Origin of the sequence: Acinetobacter sp. Z1 (assembly GCF_024296945.1) — a bacterium.
GTDB classification, from domain to species: Bacteria; Pseudomonadota; Gammaproteobacteria; order Pseudomonadales; family Moraxellaceae; genus Acinetobacter; species Acinetobacter beijerinckii.
Map to the genome: position 1 here is coordinate 3432866 of NZ_CP101115.1, position 23957 is coordinate 3456822.

A 23957-nucleotide genomic window follows, 5' to 3' on the forward strand; every position below is an offset into this window, starting at 1 on the left:
ATGGCTATAATCTAGGTAATTTAATGTTTTTATCATGAAAAAATTAAAATAAAAGGGAATGTTTTATGCGTAAATTAGACCGTATTGATCGCTTGATTTTAGACATTCTGCAACGTGAAGGACGTATCGCGATTAGTGAGTTGGCTTCACGTGTGAATTTATCTACCACGCCTTGTTCAGAACGCGTCAAACGATTGGAACGTGAAGGTATTATTATGGGCTATTACGCTCGGCTTAATCCTGTACATGTAGATCGCAGTCTGTTGGTGTTTTTAGAAATCAAACTATCTGCAAAATCAGGCGATGTGTTTGATCAAGTGGCACGCGATTTAGTCGATATCCCTGAGGTTTTGGAATGTCATCTGATCTCAGGTGAGTTTGATTATTTAGTCAAAGCTCGACTCAAAGAAATGAGTGCTTATCGACGCTTATTGGGTGATTTACTGAAAAAACTGCCTGCTTCGGCATCATCCCATAGTTATGTGGTGATGGAAGAAGTCAAAGAAAGTCTTTACTTAGATGTGAGCAAATAAAAACCACCCAATATTAAGGTGGTTTTTAGTTTGTCATTCGATCCGTTGCTTAGAAATATTTCAAAATCGTAATCTGTTTATTTTGATGCTTAAAGCGTGAAAACCATTGCACCACTGGATAAAGCGCAAAAGACATTGCTATCGTGATGAGCCATAGCATGCACACATGATTGACTGAAAGATAGTCTCCCTGATTTACGCCCCAAATACTGACTGCAATCACATAGACCAACTTCAATACATATAAATGCAATAAATAAAAGAACATCGGCACTGAACCAAATACCACTAAAGGTTTAAACCATCGTTGCTGTTGCCAGCGATCAAATGCCACCAACAAAATCAAGCCCACACCTACATTCCATAAAATGAACAGTAAAGATGGCGGATATTTGGTCAAATTAAAGAAACTCATCAGCGTCAGTTTAAAGGAATCAAAATGTAGCCACGGTTGATCACCATAAGCATTGACGAAGCGCAACAACACAAACAAGCCGATACTGATCAAACCGATACCGAATAAATAGTTATTCCTCTGCTGAGTTGTATATTTTTGACTAAATAAATGTCCTAAGGCATATCCCAATAAAATCACCCCTATCCACGGCAGCACAGGATAAGACGTCCGTAGCTTCACTCCTGCGATCTCAATCCAACCTCGCTCATGTAAGATCAACCAAAGGGTTTGAATGAAAGATCCGTCAGTAAAATGAATGGAGTCTAAAAGATTGTGCCCAAAGATAATGGCAAATGCACTGAGTATAATCACAGGCAAAGGTAAACTGATACATGCGGCGAGCACCACCATGCTAATCCCAATGGCCCAAATCACTTGTAAATAAATCACATCAGGTGGAAAGGTCGCAGTCCAAGCAAAATTAACCAACGTGAGTTCAAGTACAATCAGGAATAAACCACGTTTCAATAAAAATGCACGTGTTTGCTGCACACTTTGTGTTTTGGAATAAAATAAAAATGCTGAAATACCCGTTAAGAATACAAAAATTGGCGCGCACAAATGTGCCAACACACGACTACCAAACAAAGCAGGTTCAGTAACTGCAACATCCATAGGATCAGGGACTTGTTTGTGTAGATAAAATGTTTCTCTGACATGATCAAGTAACATGATCAAAATCACTAAACCACGTAGAGCATCGATCGATTGCAAACGTTGAATATTGTCTTTTAACGTCATAGTAAAGCTAGATTAATTAATGTAATGTTATAGTATTACATTTACTTTCTTTTGTCTTTCTTTGGCTGATTCATTTATGCAATACAAACTCGGGATTTGGTCTTGTTTGGGGCTTGGTTTTTTCTCAACTTTTTCATGGGCAGGCGATCCAACTGCGACTCTTGAGACCATTCGGATTCAAGCAAATAGCACGCTAGAAAGTGACACTCAAAGCACTGCAAGCACAAAATTTTCACATGATGTATTGGATGTGCCTTTTAATCGAGCCTTTATTTCGAAACAACAACTTGAACAACAAGATGTTCAACGAATAGATGATGCATTGACACTGGTCAGTGGAGTTTTTCATCAAAGTACTTTGGGCGGTGGCTTTTGGGATAACTATTCGATTCGTGGTTTTAGCACGGATCCGAACTGGGGTGCGGCAATGATTCGCAATGGTTTAAGTGTTAATCGAGGCATCAGCGCACCCAAAGATATGGTCAATATTGAATCTCTCGATTTCCTCAAAGGTCCCATGGCAGCCTTGTACGGTCGAGGAGAAACAGGTGGTTTATTGAATTTGAATAGTAAGAAACCTGAATGGCAAAATGCGAGTGAAATAAACTTAAGAGCCAACAGCTATGAACAATATCGGATAAGTATCGAAAATACTGCACCACTAAGTGATGAACTTGCTTATCGTTTTGCCGTCGCTCATGAAGATAATCAAAGTTTCCGAGATCATGTCAGCAGCAAACGTTGGTTCTTCTCACCGCAACTCACTTGGAAAATCTCAGATCAAACCCAGCTCGATTTTGATAGTGAATTTACCCAGCAACTTGGTACATTTGATCGTGGCATTAGCACCGTGCAAAAAAAGTTTGTGATGAATCCTAAAACTTTCACAGGTGAACCGAATGATGGTGATATGCGAGTCAAAGATCACTTCTATCAATTGCGTTTGAGCCATGCGTTCAATGATGAATGGAAACTCAACAGCGCGTTAAGCTATAAAGATGCTCAACTTACTGGTTTATCCACTGAACCTCGCCGTATGCAACCCGATGGACAAACCTTAGAGCGTCAACGCCGCTATCGAGATTATCAAAGTGAAGATCTGTTATTTCAGGCAGAATTATTGGGTAAATTTGAGCAATCATGGGCAAAACATGAACTTTTAGTTTCAACTGAAATAGGGCAACTCGATTATCGTCAGTACCAACTACGTCGTAATCATAGTGCCAGCAATCCGAATATCATTAACATTTATCAGCCACAATACGGCCAGTATTCGCCAAGTTTAGCGCCATTTACTGACACTGATGAACGTCAACGTTACTTCGCCCTCAATCTACAAGATCAAATGTTTTTGAATGATCAATGGAGTGTCTTAGTCGGTACTCGTTTTGATCAAGTCGAACAAAAATTTGAAAACCAACTGACCCACAAACAACATCAGCAAACCCTTCATCAAGCCAGCCCACGCTTAGGTGTGAACTTCAAAGCTTCAGATCATTGGGCATTTTATAGTAACTATGGTCGCTCATTTGCCATGAACAGTGGTATGAATCGTGTTGGTGAAAACTTTGCGCCTGAAAAGGGTCAAAGCTATGAAATTGGAAGCAAATATCAGCTTAATGATCGTAGCCTGCTCAGTCTCGCCTTGTTTAAAATGCAGAAACAAAATGTGCTCACTACAGATCGAATCGATCCTAATTTTCAAACGGCTGCGGGTGAAGTCAGTAGCCAAGGAATCGAGTTAGATTTAAATAGCCAACTGAATGATCGTTGGTCAGTCAACGCAAATTATAGTTATACCAATGCACAAATTGAAAAAGACCAAGATATAGCCAAAGGTTCACGTTTAAGTAATATTCCTAAACATCAGGCTGCCGTTTCGAGCAATTTTGAGTTTTTACAACAAGGTGCGGTAAAAGCAGGAATCGGAGGCAATATCAGTTATGTCGGTGAACGTAGTGGGCATAATTTAGATAATGGTTTTAATTTACCAAGTTATACACTGGTCAATCTGAATGCCTATTATTCTCCATCAGATCGCTTGCGTTATCAGTTCAATCTCAACAATCTATTCGATAAAACCTATTACTTGTCTAGTTATAGCGACCTTTGGATTCAGCCAGGCGAACCAATCAACGCCTCACTGTCAGCACAATTTAAATTTTAATCATACTATTCAGCCTGCAAACGCAGGCTGAATCTGTATCATTATTCGTCTTCATCATCATAAATATAGCTCATACAACCCCATCCGTCGTATTCACCATCGAACTCTTGCGCAATTCGCGTCATCCATTCTTCTAAATCTGCAATATCTTCGTATTCCAGCATCATATTGATATGGATATTTAACACCCACATATCTGAACCATCAGAATGTAGCTCTTCTTGAAACAGTGAAATTTTTTGTTCTTGATGCAACAGATGCAAGGCACACTTTTCAACTTGCTCCTGTTTCTCGAAAACAATTGAAAATTCAACCTCATGCGGCTCGGTCAAATCATTACCATCTTCAACCATCTGCCACAGCACATTACCATTATCGTTTTCTGGAAATTGGTCGTAATCACGTGTCATTTGAGTATCCTTTGTTTTGGTTTCAATTTAATTATTTGGCTATAGATTAACCTATTTTTATGTCAGTTTTTAGACCTGGTGTTGAGATTAAATTTTATTTCCTGTAACACAATTTTTTAATTGATCACGCGCTTTTAAACCATCAGTCCATTCCGCTTCTACAATTTTTTTACCGTTTTGCTCAATGATAAAATGTTCATTTTCTAGCATATTATCAAATAATGCTTGAGCACTTGGCACTGCAAAACTAATTGCGGCATAGGGGTAGTTTGGTAATTTATAATTAAACACGCGAACGCTTTGCGCATCACCTGTACTCTGTTTCAGCGTGACCTGAATCATTTCGGTTTTCTTAGGTTGTGGGATGTCTTCACCCCAAAAGGTTAGCATCGCCCCTGCGTAATCACCTCCCGGTCCCGACACTTTAATTAAACTTTGTTTCTTCCAAAAGAACGCAGTGCAATATTCTCCCTTTTTCGGATTTGCGCTATCTTGAAAAAACTCCCATCCCCCATTGATATAACGTTCATAGCGCGGATCTTGTTTAAGCTTTTGTTCTTGTGATTTTTTTTGTAAATCAGAATTCAGTAAATCTGTTGCAATTTCTATTCTGGATTGCATTGGATCGTAGCTAGAATAGTAGGTGCGCGATTCTTGTTCTTCATATTGTTCTTGTTGTTGCCAATAATAATTTTCAGCCGCTTGGCGACCATAGTCTTGCATTTGTTGATGATGCTGGGCATGCATTTCGCAAATATTGGGCAAATCTGAACATGCCCATGCAGATAAAGAAAAACTACTCAACAATCCAATCAATATTGTTTGCAACAGACGCATCTTTATCTCTTATTTTCATCATTTAGCAGATATTTTAAGCAGTTCAAGCAATAAAAAATAGTTTAGTCTGATTAAAATTTTAAAAAGGAATATCTGACTGTAATATTAAATCTTTGTGTTGTAATGGATGTTGGAAAGCAAGATAGGCTGCATGTAATGCCATTCTTTTTAAAGGGAATTTGCTAGGCTCAGGATGATAAAGCTTATCTCCCATAATCGGGTGTCCAATATGCATCATGTGGACACGCAATTGATGCGAACGTCCTGTCACAGGCTCTAAACGCACCCGACTTTGATCCATTTCCGCATCATATTCCATTAACTGAAACAGGGTTTTGGCTTGCTTACCTAACTCAAAATGCACCATCTGACGTGGACGATTTTCCCAATCTGTAATTAAAGGAACCTCTACACTACCTTCAGCTTCAATTTTTCCTTGCAACAATGCCACATAATATTTTTTTACTGTACGTGCTTGAAACATTTTACTGACTGCGACTTCTGCATCACGATGCTTTGCGAACATCAGTAAACCTGAGGTCGCCATATCTAGACGATGCGTTACTTTGGCATTCGGATGTTTGTCTAATATCCGTAAATAGGCACTATCTTGATGTTCTGGCAAACGTCCCATGACTGACAACAATCCCGCAGGTTTATTCACCACCACTAAATCATCATCTTCATAGATAATTTCTAAAGCTTGCTGTGGGGGAGCGTAAATAAAATTGTCATTTAAAGGCATGGAGATCAAAACAGTAAAAATTGCGCCTCGATTATAGCGATTTCATCCATAAAATCGAATTTCTCAGGCATCATTTATCGATGCCTAAGCACTGCGAATTAAAATAATGATTCCACGAATTAAGATGCAGTTTGAATACTTTTATTTAAGCTTTTCTTATATAACTCTTCTAAAACAATCGAATCACGATTTAGGAATAGCACTAAATATTCTTTCGCTCGACTTAAAGCCAGTTGTTTAAATGTAATGGTTTCTTTTGTTTTACGTGTCACCAATCCAAATAAATCTTTCTTCGGTATGAGAACAGGAATATCACTGTCGATTTTAAATTCAAGTTGTTTAGCTTCGGCAAAAGCATCAATACTAATCCTTAAAGTCTGCTCAGTATATTCGTCCCGCACAATGAAGCAGGTGCTTGCACCGTCTAGCTGTAGCTGACGAACCATTAGTTGTCTCCAACCGATTTCATCAAATTTATTCATAATCTGTTCTGCATTAAATATACCGATATGATCTGCATCATTTCGATTTATTTGATGCGGATAGCGGATTTTAAGATCGAATGCATTCATTATTTTTCTGACCTATTCCAGTATGATCATCTTTTGATTTTAACTTTTGTTCGGCTTTGTTGCACAAAGCTATTCTTGAAGGTTTCTTCAGCAATATAATTTCCAGATGAAGAAGCCTGCCCCTAAAATCTACCGTACAACCAATTGGTCCTCGTATAACCAAGCTTTAATCAAGCGAGGAAATATTTCAATCTGGTTTGATCCCAAAACCGAATGGTATGCACAGCCACAAGGCAAGCATGGACGAAATCAAACTTATTCCGATACAGCAATTCAATGCTGTTTAATGATCAAATCTCTATTCCATCTTTCTTTACGTATGGTCACAGGCTTTGTTCAAAGTCTCATTAAACTGTGTGGCTTGAATTGGACAGCACCAGATTATTCCACCCTCTGTAGACGACAAAAGCATATTGATATTGCGATAAGCTATCAGAAAAGTCGTGATGGGTTACACCTACTCGTCGATTCTACAGGGTTAAAATTTTTAGGTGAAGGCGAATGGAAGCGTAAGAAACATCAGCCTGAATATCGTCGCCAATGGCGCAAACTTCATATTAGTATAGATGCTAAGACCCTTCAAATACGAGCAGTTCAGCTCACAACAAACAATGTGAGTGATTCACAGGTACTTGGTGATTTGCTTGATCAAATTCCGTTGGATGAACGAATTGATTCAGTCTATACAGATGGTGCTTATGACACAAAGCACTGCCGACAAGTCATTTTAGATCGAGATGCACATGCAGTCATTCCACCTAGGAAGAATGCAAAGCTTTGGAAAGATAAGAAATTGAGATCTTTAGAGAGGAATGAATTATTAAAAACAGTCAAACGGCTAGGTAGGTCACTTTGGAAAAAATGGTCTGGTTATCATCGTCGAAGTTTAGTGGAAACCAAAATGCATTGCATCAAATTATTAGGCGATAAATTAACAGCAAGGAGTTTTCCTAGTCAGGTGAATGAGATTCATGCACGTGTAGCAGTTTTGAATAAATTCACAGAATTAGGTCGACCTCATACCCAAGTTGTCACTTAAATTTAGCTCAATTAGGGTAGTATTGTCTTTCAAACCTTTGTGCAACAAAGCCCTTTTGTTCTAAATTATATCATTTTGTTTTTTAATATAAAAATGTCGATTTATATTCAAATTCACTCTAATTTAAGATTTCTCTCACATTCATTTTTAATTTTATTGAGGTAGTTAGGGTGTGTTGACATTTCATAGCGGTAGCCAAATAAATATACAGGCTAAAGCAACTGAATTTTCGTAGTTCCGCTTTAGCTTGTCATAACGTGTTGCAATTCCCCTAAATTGCTTGAGTCTAGCAAAGGTATTCTCCACTAAGTGCCTGATTTTATATAAGTGCCAGTCCATATAATCATTGTTCGATCGTGTATTGGATTTCTTTGGAATATTTGCTTTAGTCGCTGTTTTTTCTATCTGCTCTCTCAATAATTCTGAGTCATATCCTTTATCTGCACAAAGCACATCGGTATCTTTTAAATCAATGCTATCGACTAATGCAGGTGCAACACTCACATCATGGGTGGTGCCATCATGAATGAGAAATTGGATTGGGTTCCCATTTGAATCCACAGCTAAATGGATTTTAGTACTGTTTCCACCGATGCTTCTTGAAATAGCTTGATCCTTGAGTCCTGTAGCATGTTGATGTGCTCGAATATGGCTAGCATCAATAAACACCCATTCTAGATCAGCATGTTTTGATAATAATTTAAATATTTTTAGTAGCTTATTATCTTTAGACCACCTGGTGAATCGTTTAAATATGGTGTTGGACTTACCAAAAGATTCAGGTAAATCTCGCCAAGGACAACCTGTTCTAATTCTATAGAGAATGGCTTCAATAAAATTTCGAAGATTATGTTTGAGGTAGATCCCCAAATTGTGGACAATAGATTTCAGCTTTAACCAGTGTTGATCATTCAGCATTGTACGAGTCATAGCGAGGAGTAAATTTGGTTTGGCGATTGAATTTTACCTTCTCGCTATTTTTTTGCACAGCAAATGTCAACAGACCCTAATATTATTTTATTCTGATTGGTCATATTCTGTTTATATTTGAATTTTTTAGGGTGTCCAGGGAAAACTGTGTTTGTTTACTTCAACACTTATGACTTTGTAAGCCATAACCTTTGCCTATAAACTTTTGATCTATAGCGTCCTAAGCCGAATCGAGACCTTTTGGGTTCGTACACACTTGCTTTATAAGCTTCGGTGCATGCTACTCTTTTCGATCCCTTTCACACCCTTGAGACATAGTTTAGGCAGATCGGGATGGGATTGTTTTCCTAAAAAATGGTATTTTTCGCCATGAATGAAATAATTTCGCATACTAAACTTTAAAATTAGAATTATTTCCCATTTCAATAAAAAATAACTGATTTAAATTCCGATAAATTCAAATTTACATGTGTATTTTTTCATGAGCCTATAAAATTTAAGCCCAAATCACCATAATCGCAGCAACAATCACCAACCACAAACCCAAATGATCAGTTCTCGCCAATTTTTCCTTAAAGAAAAATGCAGAGATCAGTAAACTAAATAAAATCTCAACTTGACCCAGTGTTTTCACGATTGCCACGGTTTGCATACTCATCGCACTAAACCAACCCAATGAAGCAAGAAAACTACAGACACTCACTTTGAAAGTCAGTCCAAGACGTTGCCACATTTTGTATAAAGTCTGACGACTAAACAGACCAAGATATAGCAACAATATAATGCACTGGAAGCTAATCAAGCTACACAGCACCCATGCGGCACGATGTAGAAATGGCAACATGCCCAACTCTAAACTTGCTTCACGTACCAACAATGAGGTGATGGCAAAACATAATCCACTGCCTAAACCAATCATCAATGTTTTCATTGAAAGTTCAGTATGTTGTCTTCCTTTACTTAGTAAAAATACCGCGACTGCACCAATCGAAACACCGACCCAGCCCCATGCTGTTAAATGCTCTTGTAAAAACAGCACACCGACCAATGCCGCTAAAATAGCTTCACTTTTGGCGAGTCCGACCCCGATGGCATAATTCTTTTGTTGAAATAATTTGACCATTAAAGCCGTTGCATAGATTTGGCTAATCCCTGCGATCACCACATAAAACCAAAATTTATTAGAAAAACTGACTTCAACACTGACAGGCTGCTGAGCATAAAGAATGACGATATAACTAAAAGCAAAGATCGGTGCAAATAGAAAGCGTGCCAATGTCGTGCCATAGACATCGACTGTGGTGCTGAGTTGTTTTTGAAATGCATTGCGCCACGCCTGCATAAAAGCAGCCATCAAGGTAAATAAAATCCAAGTAAACGCCATCATCAACCATGCACACTCAAAATGTGGGTGTAATTTACTCGCATGAAGATGATTTTTCGAGCTTTGATTGAGAAAAATACTGTGTTTGCAACTCAGAAGCGATGGTTAAGATCACCATGCCATCGCTATTTGTTGAATGAGAAACTAGCTTTGGTTTACTTCAACTGTTTTTGCCAAGGAAACTTTTTTAGGCGATGTCTCACACGATACATCAGTCCGCCATGAAGATTGCCGACATGCCATGCTAATTTTGATGTCAGCGTCATGTCAGGAATCCAATAACTAGATGCTAAAGGTTCGACAGGTTTAGGTTCAGCCAATTCAATTTCTGCGGCGATATAGCCCTCACCATCGGCTAAACTCATCCGCGCCAATACATTTCCAGCAGCATCACAAATTTGCGTTTCGCCCACCATTTCCGTTAACCATTTGACATAAGGTAACAACGGCATATCACTCAAAATTTCTCCGACATGGGCAGCGTGTACCACTGGAATACCCGTTAAACGGGCCATTTGTGCAGGTAGCGCTTCACTTTGTTGTTTGTAAATTTCATGTTCACGACGCATCCATGTACCCAACAATCCATACCAATTGATCGGCATCGAATACCAACACATTCCACCTAAAATCAACTGTGCATGTTGTTCTCGAACACGTTTGGCGGTACGGAACCTTGCCCACTCCCAACCTGAGAGTAATGCAACCTTACAGTTCAAGCTACTTGAATCCACAATTCCATCATCCGAACCACCACGATAGAAATTTTGTTCCCATGCGGTTGGAATATCTTTGTCATGCAGATGATAATCGCCATTCCGCTCCACCATGATATAAGTGCCATAGGTATGCCCGTCACGAATTGCTACGAAGCCACCTGTGATCACCACATTCAATTGCTTGGCTAAGCGAATTAAAAGCTGTAAGGGCTGACCCTGTAATGGTTGTGGTGTCAGCAAAGCTTGTGGTGAATAGACATTCGGAGAAGTCATCGACTCAGGAAGTACGATCACATCAGGCGAATGCTCTTGATATGCCGCTAAAATCAATTGTTCGAGTTTTTTTAAATTTGCTTCAACCTGTCCTAATTGCAATGCAGGCTGAATGGCGACGATTTTCATATCTATCATTCTTTTGAGTGCTCATGAAAATCTTAGCATCGAATCTTAAAAATACTTTGACCGAACTCTTTCAATGCTTAGTTTATTTTTCGGTAGCTTCATCGATGATAAAAATCGTATTGGCTTTCAGCATCGACGGCGCAAAATCCACCATACGGCGTAATGTTCGGGTGAAATGAGCTTGATCTGAAAAGCCTGATTCAACTGCTATCTCAATCAAAGTTTTGCCCTCCATCCACAGCTTGATGGCATAGCGGATACGCCACCACAAGATATATTGCCGCATGGAAAGTCCGAGTTGCTGACTAAACAGATGCATCAAACATGACTCTGATATCCCAACCTGTAGCGCAACATCTGCGATAGTTGGAATTTGATGGGGTACACAGCGTTTGATGTATTCACATGCCAGTTGAATTCGTTGATCCCACGGTAAAGCCTCCAATGGCTGAGGATTGAGTGCCAATAACACATTCATCAGCAATTGCTTTACTTGTTCTAAACTGAGTCGAGCACTCATCAATTGCTGAAACTGTTTTTGAAAAGATTGAAGTCGATCAGCAGATAATGAATTAAATGTCTGTCCATTCAATAAAGGATGCAGATAAGCATAAAGCACATGATCAGGATCGATCAAAATTGCAATATAAGGTTGATTCTGTGAATCGGTACTGTGACTAATATTGGGTGCCATCACTACAATTTCATAATAACGGGCAGGTTGATCCTCAACAGCCAATGCAAAAGCAGTGCCCAAACCGATTTGTAATAGTGCTGGAAAATGCGCGTGTGCTTTATTCAAATGATCTTGAGTCACATAAACAATCACGCCATCCCACGCATAGACCAAGCTTTTTTGTGATGTGGTTGAGTCTAATTCCGTGTGAGGAGATAGCATATTCGTTCAAGACCATTTCAGGTGGAGTGTTCAAAATGAAGACGACTTTAAACGAAAGGAATAGTCGTATGTCTCACAATACTCAAGAACTGATGAAAAACAATACTGTGCAGATGGAAGCCAGTGAAGTTCGTTATAAAACCCTTGCTGAATTTTATCCTTTTTATCTTTCGCAACATGAAAATGCGACTTGTCGTCGTCTGCATTTCGTGGGGACAAGCTGTGTGATTGGTATCGCTGCTGCATCTGCTGCAACTGGAAATGCCAAATTACTTTGGGCTTTGCCTGTAGTGGGATATGGCTTTGCTTGGGTGGGTCATTTCTTTTATGAGCATAATAAACCTGCAACCTTTAAGCAGCCATTCTTTAGCCTCGCCTGCGATTTTATTATGTATAAAGACATCCTATTAAAACGTGTGAAATGGTAATACACAAAGGAAACTTAGGTTATAAAATTAGGTCTAAGTTTCCTGATTGTACTGAATTTAAAAACTCACGATGTTGAATGACTGATCTTTTCTTGTTTTTTTTGGCTCACCCAACGTGCAACCACAATCACGAGAATAATCACAAATACCGTAATCACCATAGGCATCACAAATGCCAAAATCGACAAGACAATTGAGCCAAGCAACTCACCTGTTGCCACCACAAAATTACCCAGTCCACCAGTGGTTGCTGTTGAGACACCTCGTGCAGCTACCGTACTCATTTGCACCACACCTGCCGTTCCTCCACCCACGATCAGCGCGGCTGCCCACGTTGCAAACTGTGACATTTCTCCACTACTGACTGCCATGGTACTGAGTGTGCCTGCCACTACAGCAGCAGGCGTGGCAATGGTATCCAAGAGATTATCGACCCACGGCACATAGTAAGCTGCGATTTCACAGATGGTTGCAAATCCAAGTGCAGCAGACACGGCAGGGATCGCTAACCATTCAAAGCCTTTGGCAGGTTCATACCAACCCAACAAAGTTGCAATGCTCATCACCAATAAAGGAACAAAGACACGAAAACCACAGGCTGCGCTTAATCCTACGCCGATACAAAGTCCTAAAATTGTTTCCATCTGGGTTTTCCTTATTTTTGTCAGATATCGATATCTTGTTATTTCATATTTTACAGTAACAAAAAAGCCCTATCGAGTGACAGGGCTTTCATCAAAACAGTGGGTAACTGTTTGGTGTTTGCGGCTTAGGCATTCTTACTGTTGAATTGATTGCCAAGGCATTTGGTACACGGAGGTAAACGATCAGTACCAATTTCTAAATAGGTGCGGTGTCCGCATTGAACACAAAAATAGAAACCTGTTCCAGGTTTTTCACCAGCAGTAACCATCTTTGTTCTCCATAGATTTTAGAAATGGTTTATATACTATAGCGTGATAGTTTTGATTATTTATTGACCTTTCTGACGAATAGTGGTGGCGGAAAGGTTAATTTACTCAATAAAAGATATTAACCATTCATGTCAATTATAATCTAATATTTTCCTTAAAAAATCACCACGAAACTCTCTTACATTTTTTTCATTTACGGCTTCTTTCGCATATTCAAAATAAGTGATTTCATCATTAGTTAAACCTTCAATTTCTCTTCTAAAATAATTCCTACTTTTCTCTTCAATATTATTTAAATTATTAGAAATTTCCGTAATTTTTAACTGAGATGTCTGAACGCATTTTGAAATTTCAACAAAAAGTGTAAAGAAGTTGGACTTATTATACCAATAACTTCCTTTAGTTAAACTTAACCCCATTATGCAATCAAGAGTTTTCATCATAAGCCTCTCCATATCTTTAAAACTTATGAACTCATTATTGTATTCTTCAATATACTTTTGCGTTTTTGTATTTCTTGAAAAATAACTACCTTCTATTAAAGTAGCAACCAATGTCATCATAAACTGTAAATCAGCCATACGCTTACGATCATTTTCAGAGAAAATTTCATTATCTTGAATAAATATCATAAACTTTTCCCTATTACCACTATCAAAAATAATATCTGTAAACTTAGGACTTACTACAAAATCAGAATCAATTAATTGCTTACAGAAAACAATAAATTCGCTATCACCATATTGTGCATTTATTTTTTCAATCGCATTTAATGAATATTCTGTATTGTTAATTCTTTGAAAAATTTCTTTCATGACATCTTCTTTTATATTTTTTAAGTCTCTTACTGAAACCAAATAATTAAGAAAATTTTTCTTTTTTTCTAAATCCAAACTATCAAAAGAAGGAATTTTATTTTGATCAACGAAATCTCCTTCACCTTTAATATAATCAACAATAGTAGTCAACCGTTGTTGTCCATCAACAACAACTTCTGTAGCCGTTATATTACTAACATCAATTTCTTTACTTGCAATATATACTTCTGGAAAAGGGTAGTTAGCTAAAATAGTCTCTATAAAATAATATTTATGCTGTTTTTTCCAAACTAACTTCCGTTGAAAATCAGTTGGAGATGTATCCAAAGAATTAGAAGTAATTTTATTATAAAGTTCAATAATTTTCACATTAGTAGACGGAATACTCGCTAAAACATTTTCCATAAAAATCCCCCTAACCTAAAGAGTTGCAATTAAATTTAAACATAAATTTTTAATATTATTTTGATGATAATTTTCAAAATAATACCACGACTTATAAATACCAATATTTATTTCTCGACCATATATGAACTCATAACCACTTTTTATCTTCAAATACTCACCATCTAATTGATAACTTTTAGGTAAAACTTTAGGATACACCCAGCCTTTCAGCATATAAAACCCTAGGCTATTTATTTCTTTTCTATTTATAAAATTTTCATAGCAACTTGTATGCTTATATATATTAAGCATTTGCCTATCAAATAATTCGTTAGAAATTACGGCAACATCAATATCTGATTTTTTATTTTTTATTCCTTTATCAAAGTCCTCATCAAAATACTTGAATGGATAAAAGCCAGGTTGAGCCACATCAGGCTTAATACTGAAACCAAGCTTAGCTGATCCAACAATACATATATCTCTTAGATGAACATCAAGACTTTTTGCAAGATTCTTCTTAAATAAATACTCTTCATCCTCGGTATGATATAAAGAGAAAAAATAACTCCCACCCTCTATTAAATACTTTTGAGCTATTATTTCTTCAGAGTTTTGTAAACATGCGTGTTTAAACTCAACTAATTCCTTAACTTCAATTCTACTCAAGATTAATCTCTCTTAAGATTTAAAGATGATCACTATAAAAAACCCCACATAAATGTAGGGCTTTTTTTAAACAATATCAATTACTTTTAGCTAAAGTATTAAGCCACTTGACCTTCTAAAAAGTCTTGTGCAAAACGCTGAAGTACACCACCTGCTTCATATACAGAAACTTCTTCTTCTGTATCTAAACGGCAAGTTACAGGCACTTCAACAATCTCTTCTTTACCATCCGCTGTGGCACGCTCAATGACTAAAGTTAAAGTCGAACGCGGTGCAATATTACCAATCACGCTATACAGCTCAGTACCATCTAACTTTAACGTTTTACGGTTTACACCAGCTTTAAACTCAAGCGGTAAAACACCCATACCGACTAAGTTAGTACGGTGAATACGCTCAAAACCTTCAGCCACGATTGCTTCAACACCTGCAAGACGAACACCTTTCGCTGCCCAGTCACGGCTTGAACCTTGACCATAATCCGCACCCGCCACAATGATCAACGGTTGCTTACGGTTCATGTAAGTTTCAATCGCTTCCCACATACGCATTACTTCGCCTTCAGGCTCGACACGCGCTTTTGAACCCTGCTTAATGGTGCCATCTGAACGAACCACCATTTCATTAAACAATTTCGGGTTGGCAAATGTTGCACGTTGCGTAGTGAGATGGTCACCACGGTGAGTTGCATAGGAGTTAAAGTCTTCCTCAGGCACGCCCATTTTCGCCAAATATTCGCCTGAAGCACTGTCTAACACAATCGCATTCGATGGAGACAAGTGATCTGTGGTGATGTTATCCCCTAAGATCGCAAGCGGACGCATATTGCTTAAAGTACGTGGTGCAGCCAATGCGCCTTCCCAATACGGTGGACGACGAATATAAGTACTCATTGGACGCCAGTCATACAATGGGCTTGCTGCTTCTTCATTCACACCCAAATCAAACATTGGAATATAGATTTTACGGAACTGCTCAGGCTTTACTGATTCTTTAACTAAAGCATCAATTTCAGCATCCGATGGCCAAATGTCTTTCAGGTAAATTGGATTACCATCTTTGTCATTTCCAAGAGAATCGGTTTCGATGTCAAAACGAATTGTCCCTGCAATCGCATACGCGACCACAAGTGGAGGCGATGCCAAGAACGCTTGTTTTGCATAAGGATGGATACGACCATCGAAGTTACGGTTCCCCGAAAGTACCGCTGTCGCATACAAATCACGGTCAATGATTTCTTGTTGAATCACTGGATCAAGTGCGCCTGACATACCATTACAAGTAGTACATGCATACGCTACGATACCAAAGCCAAGTTTTTCTAAATCACCCAATACGCCTGCTTCTTCTAGGTATAAAGCCGCTGCTTTAGAGCCTGGTGCAAATGATGATTTCACCCAAGGTTTACGCACTAAGCCCAGTTCATTGGCTTTACGCGCCAATAGACCCGCCGCCACGGTATTACGTGGGTTAGAGGTATTGGTACATGAGGTAATTGCCGCAATAATCACTGCACCATCAGGAATTAAACCTTCTGCTTCTTGTGCTTTCGTAACATCCAAATTCCCTGCAATACCTTTCGCTTTCAAGTCAGCAGTAGACACACGTGCATGTGGGTTTGATGGACCTGCAATGTTACGAGTTACTGTTGAAAGATCGAAACGAAGTACACGTGGGTACTGCGCTTTGGTCATATCAGATGCCCAAAGACCGATTTCTTTTGCATATTGCTCAACCAGTGCCACTTGCGCATCTTCACGACCCGTCAGGCGTAAATAATCAATGGTATTTTGGTCGATGTAGAACATCGCAGCAGTTGCACCGTATTCAGGTGTCATGTTCGAAATCGTAGCACGGTCGCCCACAGACATGCTGTCAGCACCTTCACCGAAGAACTCTAAATAGGCACCAACAACACGCTCTTTACGCAAGAACTCAGTTAAAGCGAGTACGATATCCGTTGCGGTAATACCTGCTTGACGCTGACCGACAAATTCAACACCGATAATGTCTGGTAGGCGCATCCATGATGCACGACCGAGCATGACATTTTCAGCTTCCAATCCACCCACGCCAATTGAAATTACGCCAAGCGCATCGGTATGTGGTGTGTGAGAATCTGTACCAACACAGGTATCAGGGAATGCTAAGCCATCACGGTTTTGAATCACTGGAGACATTTTCTCCAAGTTGATTTGATGCATGATGCCGTTGCCCGCAGGGATCACGTCAACATTTTTAAATGCAGTCTTCGTCCATTCAATAAAATGGAAACGGTCTTCGTTGCGACGATCTTCAATCGCACGGTTTTTTTCAAACGCGTCAGGATCAAAGCCACCGAATTCCACCGCCAAAGAGTGATCGACGATCAACTGAGTTGGCACCACTGGATTGACTTTAGATGGATCACCACCTTTTTCAGCAATCGCATCACGCAAGCCCGCAAGGTCAACGAGCGCGGTTTGACCTAAGATGTCATGACACACCACACGCGCAGGATACCAAGGGAAATCCAAGTCCTGACGGCGTTCGATCAATTGCGTTAAATAATCAGTTAAATTTTCTGCATCAGCTTTACGCACAAGCTGTTCTGCCAACACTTTCGAAGTGTATGGCAAAGTTTCATATGCGCCTGGCTGAATGTCTTCAACGGCTTGACGCACGTCATAGTATTCGAGCTGGGTACCTGCCAGCGGTTTACGGTATTGATTTGACATTAACCACGCTCCGCCAATGGTTTGAATTCTAAGTTTTCAGGGCCAGTGTAGTTCGCGCTTGGGCGAATGATCTTACCGTCTTGACGTTGTTCAATCACGTGTGCTGACCAACCCGCTGTACGTGCGATCACAAATAATGGGGTGAACATTGCTGTAGGCACACCCATCAAGTGATAGCTCACCGCGCTGAACCAATCGAGGTTCGGGAACATGTTCTTCACTTCTTTCATTACTGACTCTAAACGTTCAGCGATGAGGTACATCTTGTTGTTCTCTTGCGCTTCAGCAAGGTCACGCGCCACTTGCTTGATCACTTCGTTACGTGGATCAGAGATGGTATAAACAGGATGACCAAAGCCGATGATCACTTCTTTTTTCTCTACACGGCTACGGATGTCTGCTTCTGCTTCGTCAGCGTTGTCATAACGTTGTTGAATCACGAAAGCAACTTCGTTGGCACCACCGTGTTTTGGACCACGCAACGCACCGATACCACCAGTAATTGCTGAGTACATGTCTGAACCTGTACCTGCAACAACACGTGAAGTAAACGTAGAAGCGTTGAATTCATGCTCTGCATACAGAATCAAAGATGTATGCATTGCTTGAATCCATTCTTCAGATGGCGCTTCGCCATGAAGTAAATGGAGGAAATGCGCAGCAATTGAATCGTCATTGGTTTCAACTTCGATACGACGACCGTTGTTGCTGAAATGGTACCAATACAACAACATTGAACCCAAGCTTGCCATCAATTTGTCAGCGATGTCTTTTGCACCTGCTTCATTGTGGTCTTCATGTTCAGGCGTTAAACAACCTAAAACTGACACACCTGTACGCATTACATCCATTGGGTGTGCAGATGGCGGCAACTGCTCAAGTGCGGTTTTCAATGCTGCTGGTAAGCCTCGAAGTGCTTTAAGTTTTGCTTTATAGGCTTTCAACTCAGCTTTGTTTGGCAGTTTGCCATGTACTAATAAGTGAGCAACTTCTTCAAATTGGCTCCCCACAGCAAGATCAAGAATGTCGTAACCACGATAGTGCAAGTCATTACCACTACGACCTACGGTACAAAGTGCAGTGTTACCTGCAACTTGACCACTTAAAGCAACTGATTTTTTTGGCTTGAAGCCGACTGGTGTTTCATTACTGCTCATAAGATTGTCCTTTTTATATTCTTAGGTTAAAACTTACCAAGTTCTTAATCTCCTTAAATCCCTCTTTCTAAAGAGGGACTTTCCACTCATCCTAAATCATCCAAGATTTAGGCAATTCCCCTCTTTTTTAAAGATGAGGAACATGGTTTCGCAAGCGGGGAGATTTTTAAACTTATTTATTCTTCGCAAAAGTTCCATCTAGGTATTGTTCAAACGCATGGTAGTTAATGCGTTCATACAATTCTTGACGGGTTTGCATAGTGTCAACAACGCTCTTTTGTGTACCTTCTTTACGCAGAGTCTCATAAACATTTTCCGCTGCTTTGTTCATCGCACGGAATGCTGAAAGTGGGTACAACGCAATGCTGACATCGGCAGAAGCCAATTCTTCAGTGGTAAATAAAGGTGTAGAACCAAATTCAGTAATGTTTGCTAATACTGGAACTTTAGTCAGGTCAGCAAATTGCTTGTACATCGCCAATTCAGTGATTGCTTCAGGGAATAACATATCCGCACCAGCTTCAATATACGCACCTGCACGATCAATTGCTGCTTGTAAACCTTCAACCGCTAAAGCATCGGTACGTGCCATGATCACAAAGTTTTCATCAGTACGCGCATCCACTGCCGCTTTGATACGATCCACCATTTCTTGTTGCGTAACAATCGCTTTGTTAGGACGGTGTCCACAACGCTTAGCACCCACTTGGTCTTCGATGTGCATTGCTGCTGCACCGAACTTGATCATCGACTTGGTGGTACGTGCAATATTAAACGCTGAAGCACCAAAACCTGTATCCACATCAACCAATAATGGTAGATCACAGACATCAGTAATACGGCGTACATCCGTCAATACATCATCAAGGTTACTAATCCCTAAATCAGGTAAACCTAACGAACCTGCGGCAACACCACCACCTGACAAATAAATTGCTTTATAGCCTGCACGTTTTGCTAACAATGCATGGTTGGCGTTAATCGCACCGACCACTTGTAATGGTTTTTCATTTGCGACCGCGTCGCGGAATAGCTGACCAGCAGATTTAGCCATGTTGATGTTCTCCTTGGGTTTGCAGCAATGTTTGCTCAACAATTTTGTAAGATGCATTGATGTGACGATGCATTAGCATTTCGGCAAGTTCACCGTCACCTTCTGCGATCGCATCTAAAATGCGGATATGTTCGTCCCAAGCTTTGCTCGGTCGATTTGGGGTGTTTGAAAACTGAATTCGGTACATACGGATGAGGTGATACAGCTCATCACATAACATTTTTTCTAAGGTTTTATTGCCACTGCTTTTGATAATGCAGTAATGGAAATCGTCTTGACCTTCTTGTAGGTAATAACCCTTACCTGCTTTAAAATTTTCATCTTCAGCATGCATCCGCAACACATCACGCAATGCTAAAATTTGTTTTTTATCAATATGATGAGCTGCTAATTTACAGGCTAAACCCTCAAGCGAAGCGCGAATCTGATAGAGTTCTTTAAACTGTTGTAGCGACAGTGACACCACCCGCGCACCGACATGGGCTGTACGCTCAACCAGTTTTTGGCCTTCGAGACGATGAATCGCCTCGCGCAATGGACCACGACTAATCCCGTAAATACGCGCTAACTCAGGCTCAGAAATTTTACTGCCCGCAGGAATTTGTCCTAATACAATCGCCGATTGAATTTGCTTAAATACGTGTTCCGTCAGAGTAATACTCTGACTCGTGCTGATGGCTTGAGGAACAAGGGTATCTTGCATATTGTCGACAATCTCTACAGTTTTGATGATTTTATAACGGCATAACAGAAATAATGCAATAGGATTGTCGACAATAAAATAGACCCGTGTAGTCAGTTAGACTGACTATCCATTTTGATTAGATCCACTCCAAATCATCATCAAAATCATAATAATTACAAATAAAACATATGCTTATAATTTTATTGCAATTAGTCTACACTGAATTTTGTATATCTTCTGACGCATTGATATTGCTTATGCTACGACTATGGTATGACAGCTTGATTGTAGACAATCTTTATAATCGAGTACTTTGCTACAAATTTTTGTAAGTAAATACTGCACTAGAAATGTAAATAACAGCGTGCTTCATCATCGCTTTATTGGTACATTATTGGGCATCTGGAGCAGCGCTCCACAAGACACATCCATGCACCTTGTTGAATAAAAGGACATTGTTAATGTTTCAACATATCCCACCTTATGCAGGCGACCCAATTCTCTCTTTAATGGAACAGTTCAACGCTGATCCACGCGCTGAAAAGGTTAATTTAAGTATTGGTTTGTACTACAACGAAGACAGTATCGTTCCTCAGCTTGATACCATTATCGAAGCGCAAAAACGTATTGCACCTAAAAATAATAAGACCAAACTTTATCTTCCAATGGAAGGCTTTAAGCCTTACCGTGACGCAATCCAAGCTTTATTGTTTGGTGCAAACAGCCCTGCAATTCAACAAGGTCGTGTTGCAACCATTCAAACGCTGGGTGGTTCAGGTGCATTAAAAGTTGGTGCAGATTTCTTAAAAACTTATTTCCCAAATTCAGAGGTTTGGGTGAGCCAGCCAACATGGGATAACCATGTTGCGATCTTCAACGGTGCTGGTATCAAGAGCAACTACTACCCATATTTCGATGCAGAAACACGTGGCGTTGATTTTGATGGCATGTTGTCGACATTAAAAACTTTGCCAGAGCAAAGCATTGTGTTGTTACATCCTTGCTGCCATAACCCAACAGGTGCGGATCTAAATCCAGCACAGTGGGATCAAGTTATTGCTGTATTAAAAGAGCGTAACTTGATTCCATTCCTTGATATCGCTTATCAAGGCTTTGGCGATAGCATGGAACAAGATGCTTATGCGATTCGTGCTTTAGACCAAGCTGGTTTGAACTTCATCGTGAGCAATTCGTTCTCTAAAATCTTCTCACTTTATGGTGAGCGTGTTGGTGGTTTAACTTTCGTGTGTGATGATGCTGAAGCAGCAAAATGCACATTCGGTCAGTTAAAAGCAACGGTACGTCGTATCTACTCTAGCCCACCAACAACTGGTGCATGGTTGGTTGATCAAGTGTTAAATGACGCTGATCTAAATCAACAATGGCAAAACGAAGTTAAAGAGATGCGCGAGCGTATTATCAAAATGCGTAGCATCTTAAAAGATGAGTTGACGAAAGCACTTCCTGACCGAGACTTTAGCTACCTTGTAAACCAAAAAGGTATGTTCAGCTACACAGGTTTGACAGGTGAACAAGTCGACACCTTACGTGAAGAATATGCAATTTACCTTGTTCGCAGTGGTCGTATCTGCGTTGCAGGTTTAAATATGAATAATATTTATAAAGTTGCAAAAGCGATGGCTGAAGTTCTAGCAAAATCAGCTTAAAATCCCACTAAATCTCCCTTTGAAAAGGTAGACTTTGTGGATCAAAAAAGGTTGTTTCACGTGAAACAACCTTTTTTACTTTCTAAGCTAAGAGTGATTGAAATGAGAAAAAGTCAACCACCTAAAAATTAAATTTTCTCTTTGCTTAATTCTGTATCATTCAATGTTCAATTCCACTTAGTCTTTGTATACTTCAACATATTGATAAACTACAAACAGCTCTTTTAAATGACTCAACTAACTTGCTTCAAAGCGTATGATATTCGCGGAAAATTAGGTACAGAACTGAACGAAGAAATCGCCTATAAAATTGGTCGTGCATACGGACAAATCTATCAACCTAAAAAAGTGGTGATTGGTTGTGACATCCGACTGAGTAGTGAAGCTTTAAAACAAGCAACGATTCGTGGTCTTAATGATGCAGGTGTCAATGTTCTAGATTTAGGCATGACAGGTACAGAAGAAGTCTACTTCGGCGCTTTTCATCTTGATGTTCAGGGTGGCATTGAAGTGACGGCGAGCCACAACCCGATGGACTACAATGGCATGAAATTGGTTCGTGAAAATGCACGTCCAATCAGTGCTGATACAGGCTTAAAAGACATCCAAGCTCTCGCTGAATCAGGTGCTTTTATAGAAGTTGAGCAAAAAGGTACAACTGAAAACTATAATATTTTGCCTGAGTTTATCGATCATTTATTAACATATATAGACCCACAAAAAATTAAACCACTCAAGCTGGTGATGAATGCAGGTAATGGTGCAGCGGGTCATGTGATTGATGCCATTGAACAGAAATTCCAGCAACTCAATATTCCAGTGGAATTTATCAAAATCCATCATGAAGCAGATGGTACTTTCCCAAATGGTATCCCAAACCCAATCCTCATTGAAAACCGTGACAGTACACGTAATGCGGTACTTGAACACCAAGCTGATATGGGGATTGCATGGGACGGTGACTTTGACCGCTGCTTCCTATTTGATGAGAAAGGTCAATTCATCGAAGGCTATTACATTGTTGGCTTATTGGCACAAGCATTCTTGATCAAACAATCAGGCGAGAAAATTGTGCATGACCCACGTCTAGTTTGGAATACCTTTGATATTGTAGAGCAATATCAAGGTATCGCGGTGCAATCAAAGTCTGGGCATGCTTTTATCAAAGATGTGATGCGTGAACACAATGCGGTTTACGGTGGTGAAATGAGTGCGCATCACTATTTCCGTGACTTCGCTTATTGTGATAGCGGTATGATTCCTTGGTTACTCACCATAGCTCTACTCTCTGAAACAGGGCAATCACTCTCGACACTCGTTGAGAACATGATTGCCAAATTCCCATGTAGTGGCGAAATCAATTTTAAAGTGGCGGATACACAAGCAACGGTGCAAAAGATTTTTGATAATTATGCTGACCAAAATCCACAGGTTGATCGTACTGATGGTGTGAGTTTAGATTTTGGTAATTGGCGTTTAAATGTTCGTGCCTCGAATACCGAACCATTATTACGCTTAAACATCGAAAGCCGTGCAGACCAAAATCCTCAACCGATGCAGCATTATGTAGATGAGTTAACTGCTTTAATTCAAGGATAATCTAAGAATTAAAAAAACAGGGAGCCGT

23 protein-coding genes are annotated in these 23957 nt (G+C 39.6%); 6 read left to right on the forward strand and 17 right to left on the reverse strand.

The genetic code is table 11. The features are described 5' to 3' along the window. Positions 1–65: 65 nt before the first annotated feature. The gene (locus tag NGC85_RS16290; protein WP_005055512.1) at positions 66–533 is read left to right on the forward strand and encodes an Lrp/AsnC ligand binding domain-containing protein; all 468 of its coding nucleotides are present in this window, start codon (positions 66–68) and stop codon (positions 531–533) included. A 49-nt stretch (positions 534–582) separates the two neighbouring features. On the opposite strand, the gene NGC85_RS16295 is transcribed toward NGC85_RS16290, so the two are convergent. Next, positions 583–1731, reverse strand: a complete 1149-nt coding sequence (locus tag NGC85_RS16295) for a DUF1624 domain-containing protein (RefSeq protein ID WP_254732365.1) — start codon at positions 1729–1731, stop codon at positions 583–585. Between the two features lie 76 nt (positions 1732–1807). Between NGC85_RS16295 and NGC85_RS16300 the strand changes: the two genes are divergently transcribed. Next, positions 1808–3898: a TonB-dependent siderophore receptor gene (locus tag NGC85_RS16300; protein WP_254732367.1), complete on the forward strand. Its 2091-nt coding sequence runs from the start codon at positions 1808–1810 to the stop codon at positions 3896–3898. A 41-nt stretch (positions 3899–3939) separates the two neighbouring features. On the opposite strand, the gene NGC85_RS16305 is transcribed toward NGC85_RS16300, so the two are convergent. From NGC85_RS16305 to NGC85_RS16320, 4 genes are all read right to left on the reverse strand, one after another. Then, positions 3940–4308 (reverse strand): ribonuclease E inhibitor RraB, encoded by a 369-nt coding sequence (locus NGC85_RS16305; protein ID WP_005060671.1) that lies wholly within the window; start codon positions 4306–4308, stop codon positions 3940–3942. Positions 4309–4395: 87 nt separating this feature from the next. Further along, a complete protein-coding gene (locus NGC85_RS16310; protein ID WP_254732369.1) occupies positions 4396–5145 on the reverse strand; it encodes a hypothetical protein in 750 nt (249 codons plus the stop codon). 79 nt (positions 5146–5224) lie between these two features. Next, positions 5225–5890 carry an RluA family pseudouridine synthase gene (locus NGC85_RS16315; RefSeq protein WP_254732371.1) on the reverse strand — a complete coding sequence of 222 codons (666 nt, stop codon included), beginning with the start codon at positions 5888–5890 and terminating at the stop codon, positions 5225–5227. A gap of 119 nt (positions 5891–6009) precedes the next feature. Beyond that, positions 6010–6462, reverse strand: a complete 453-nt coding sequence (locus NGC85_RS16320; RefSeq protein ID WP_254732373.1) for a hypothetical protein — start codon at positions 6460–6462, stop codon at positions 6010–6012. Positions 6463–6568: 106 nt separating this feature from the next. On the opposite strand from NGC85_RS16320, the gene NGC85_RS16325 reads away from it, so the two are divergent. Next, the gene (locus NGC85_RS16325; RefSeq protein WP_254732375.1) at positions 6569–7501 is read left to right on the forward strand and encodes an IS5 family transposase; all 933 of its coding nucleotides are present in this window, start codon (positions 6569–6571) and stop codon (positions 7499–7501) included. A 183-nt stretch (positions 7502–7684) separates the two neighbouring features. On the opposite strand, the gene NGC85_RS16330 is transcribed toward NGC85_RS16325, so the two are convergent. From NGC85_RS16330 to NGC85_RS16345, 4 genes are all read right to left on the reverse strand, one after another. Further along, entirely contained in the window at positions 7685–8431 is a 747-nt protein-coding gene (locus NGC85_RS16330) for an IS5 family transposase (protein ID WP_254730381.1), read from the reverse strand. A gap of 496 nt (positions 8432–8927) precedes the next feature. Further along, positions 8928–9815: a DMT family transporter gene (locus tag NGC85_RS16335; RefSeq protein ID WP_254805630.1), complete on the reverse strand. Its 888-nt coding sequence runs from the start codon at positions 9813–9815 to the stop codon at positions 8928–8930. A gap of 155 nt (positions 9816–9970) precedes the next feature. Then, positions 9971–10936: a carbon-nitrogen hydrolase family protein gene (locus NGC85_RS16340; protein ID WP_254732377.1), complete on the reverse strand. Its 966-nt coding sequence runs from the start codon at positions 10934–10936 to the stop codon at positions 9971–9973. 82 nt (positions 10937–11018) lie between these two features. After that, positions 11019–11834, reverse strand: a complete 816-nt coding sequence (locus NGC85_RS16345) for a helix-turn-helix domain-containing protein (RefSeq protein ID WP_254732379.1) — start codon at positions 11832–11834, stop codon at positions 11019–11021. Between the two features lie 68 nt (positions 11835–11902). Here NGC85_RS16345 and NGC85_RS16350 point away from each other — a divergent pair, with 68 nt between their 5' ends. Next, positions 11903–12262 carry a DUF962 domain-containing protein gene (locus NGC85_RS16350; RefSeq protein WP_126132519.1) on the forward strand — a complete coding sequence of 120 codons (360 nt, stop codon included), beginning with the start codon at positions 11903–11905 and terminating at the stop codon, positions 12260–12262. A gap of 65 nt (positions 12263–12327) precedes the next feature. Here NGC85_RS16350 and NGC85_RS16355 read toward each other — a convergent pair whose 3' ends face one another. The 8 genes from NGC85_RS16355 to NGC85_RS16390 form a co-directional block, all read right to left on the reverse strand. Next, positions 12328–12906, reverse strand: coding sequence for a DUF4126 domain-containing protein (locus NGC85_RS16355; RefSeq protein WP_254732381.1), 579 nt, complete (start codon positions 12904–12906; stop codon positions 12328–12330). Between the two features lie 125 nt (positions 12907–13031). Continuing rightward, positions 13032–13175: a zinc ribbon-containing protein gene (locus NGC85_RS16360; RefSeq protein WP_004637424.1), complete on the reverse strand. Its 144-nt coding sequence runs from the start codon at positions 13173–13175 to the stop codon at positions 13032–13034. A 132-nt stretch (positions 13176–13307) separates the two neighbouring features. Next, positions 13308–14399 carry a DUF262 domain-containing protein gene (locus NGC85_RS16365; protein WP_254732384.1) on the reverse strand — a complete coding sequence of 364 codons (1092 nt, stop codon included), beginning with the start codon at positions 14397–14399 and terminating at the stop codon, positions 13308–13310. A gap of 15 nt (positions 14400–14414) precedes the next feature. After that, complete coding sequence (locus tag NGC85_RS16370) at positions 14415–15050, reverse strand: hypothetical protein (RefSeq protein ID WP_254732387.1); 636 nt, start codon at positions 15048–15050, stop codon at positions 14415–14417. A 98-nt stretch (positions 15051–15148) separates the two neighbouring features. After that, entirely contained in the window at positions 15149–17767 is a 2619-nt protein-coding gene (gene acnD / locus NGC85_RS16375) for a Fe/S-dependent 2-methylisocitrate dehydratase AcnD (RefSeq protein WP_254732389.1), read from the reverse strand. Then, a complete protein-coding gene (prpC, locus tag NGC85_RS16380) occupies positions 17767–18924 on the reverse strand; it encodes a 2-methylcitrate synthase (RefSeq protein ID WP_254732391.1) in 1158 nt (385 codons plus the stop codon). Before prpC ends, acnD begins: the two co-directional genes overlap by 1 nt. 172 nt (positions 18925–19096) lie before the next feature. After that, positions 19097–19978, reverse strand: coding sequence for a methylisocitrate lyase (prpB, locus tag NGC85_RS16385; protein ID WP_254732393.1), 882 nt, complete (start codon positions 19976–19978; stop codon positions 19097–19099). Beyond that, positions 19971–20681, reverse strand: a complete 711-nt coding sequence (locus NGC85_RS16390) for a GntR family transcriptional regulator (RefSeq protein WP_254732395.1) — start codon at positions 20679–20681, stop codon at positions 19971–19973. Before NGC85_RS16390 ends, prpB begins: the two co-directional genes overlap by 8 nt. A 443-nt stretch (positions 20682–21124) precedes the next feature. On the opposite strand from NGC85_RS16390, the gene NGC85_RS16395 reads away from it, so the two are divergent. Then, entirely contained in the window at positions 21125–22330 is a 1206-nt protein-coding gene (locus NGC85_RS16395; RefSeq protein ID WP_254732397.1) for an amino acid aminotransferase, read from the forward strand. A gap of 228 nt (positions 22331–22558) precedes the next feature. Next, positions 22559–23929, forward strand: a complete 1371-nt coding sequence (locus tag NGC85_RS16400) for a phosphomannomutase CpsG (protein ID WP_254732399.1) — start codon at positions 22559–22561, stop codon at positions 23927–23929. The last annotated feature ends 28 nt before the right edge of the window (positions 23930–23957 follow it).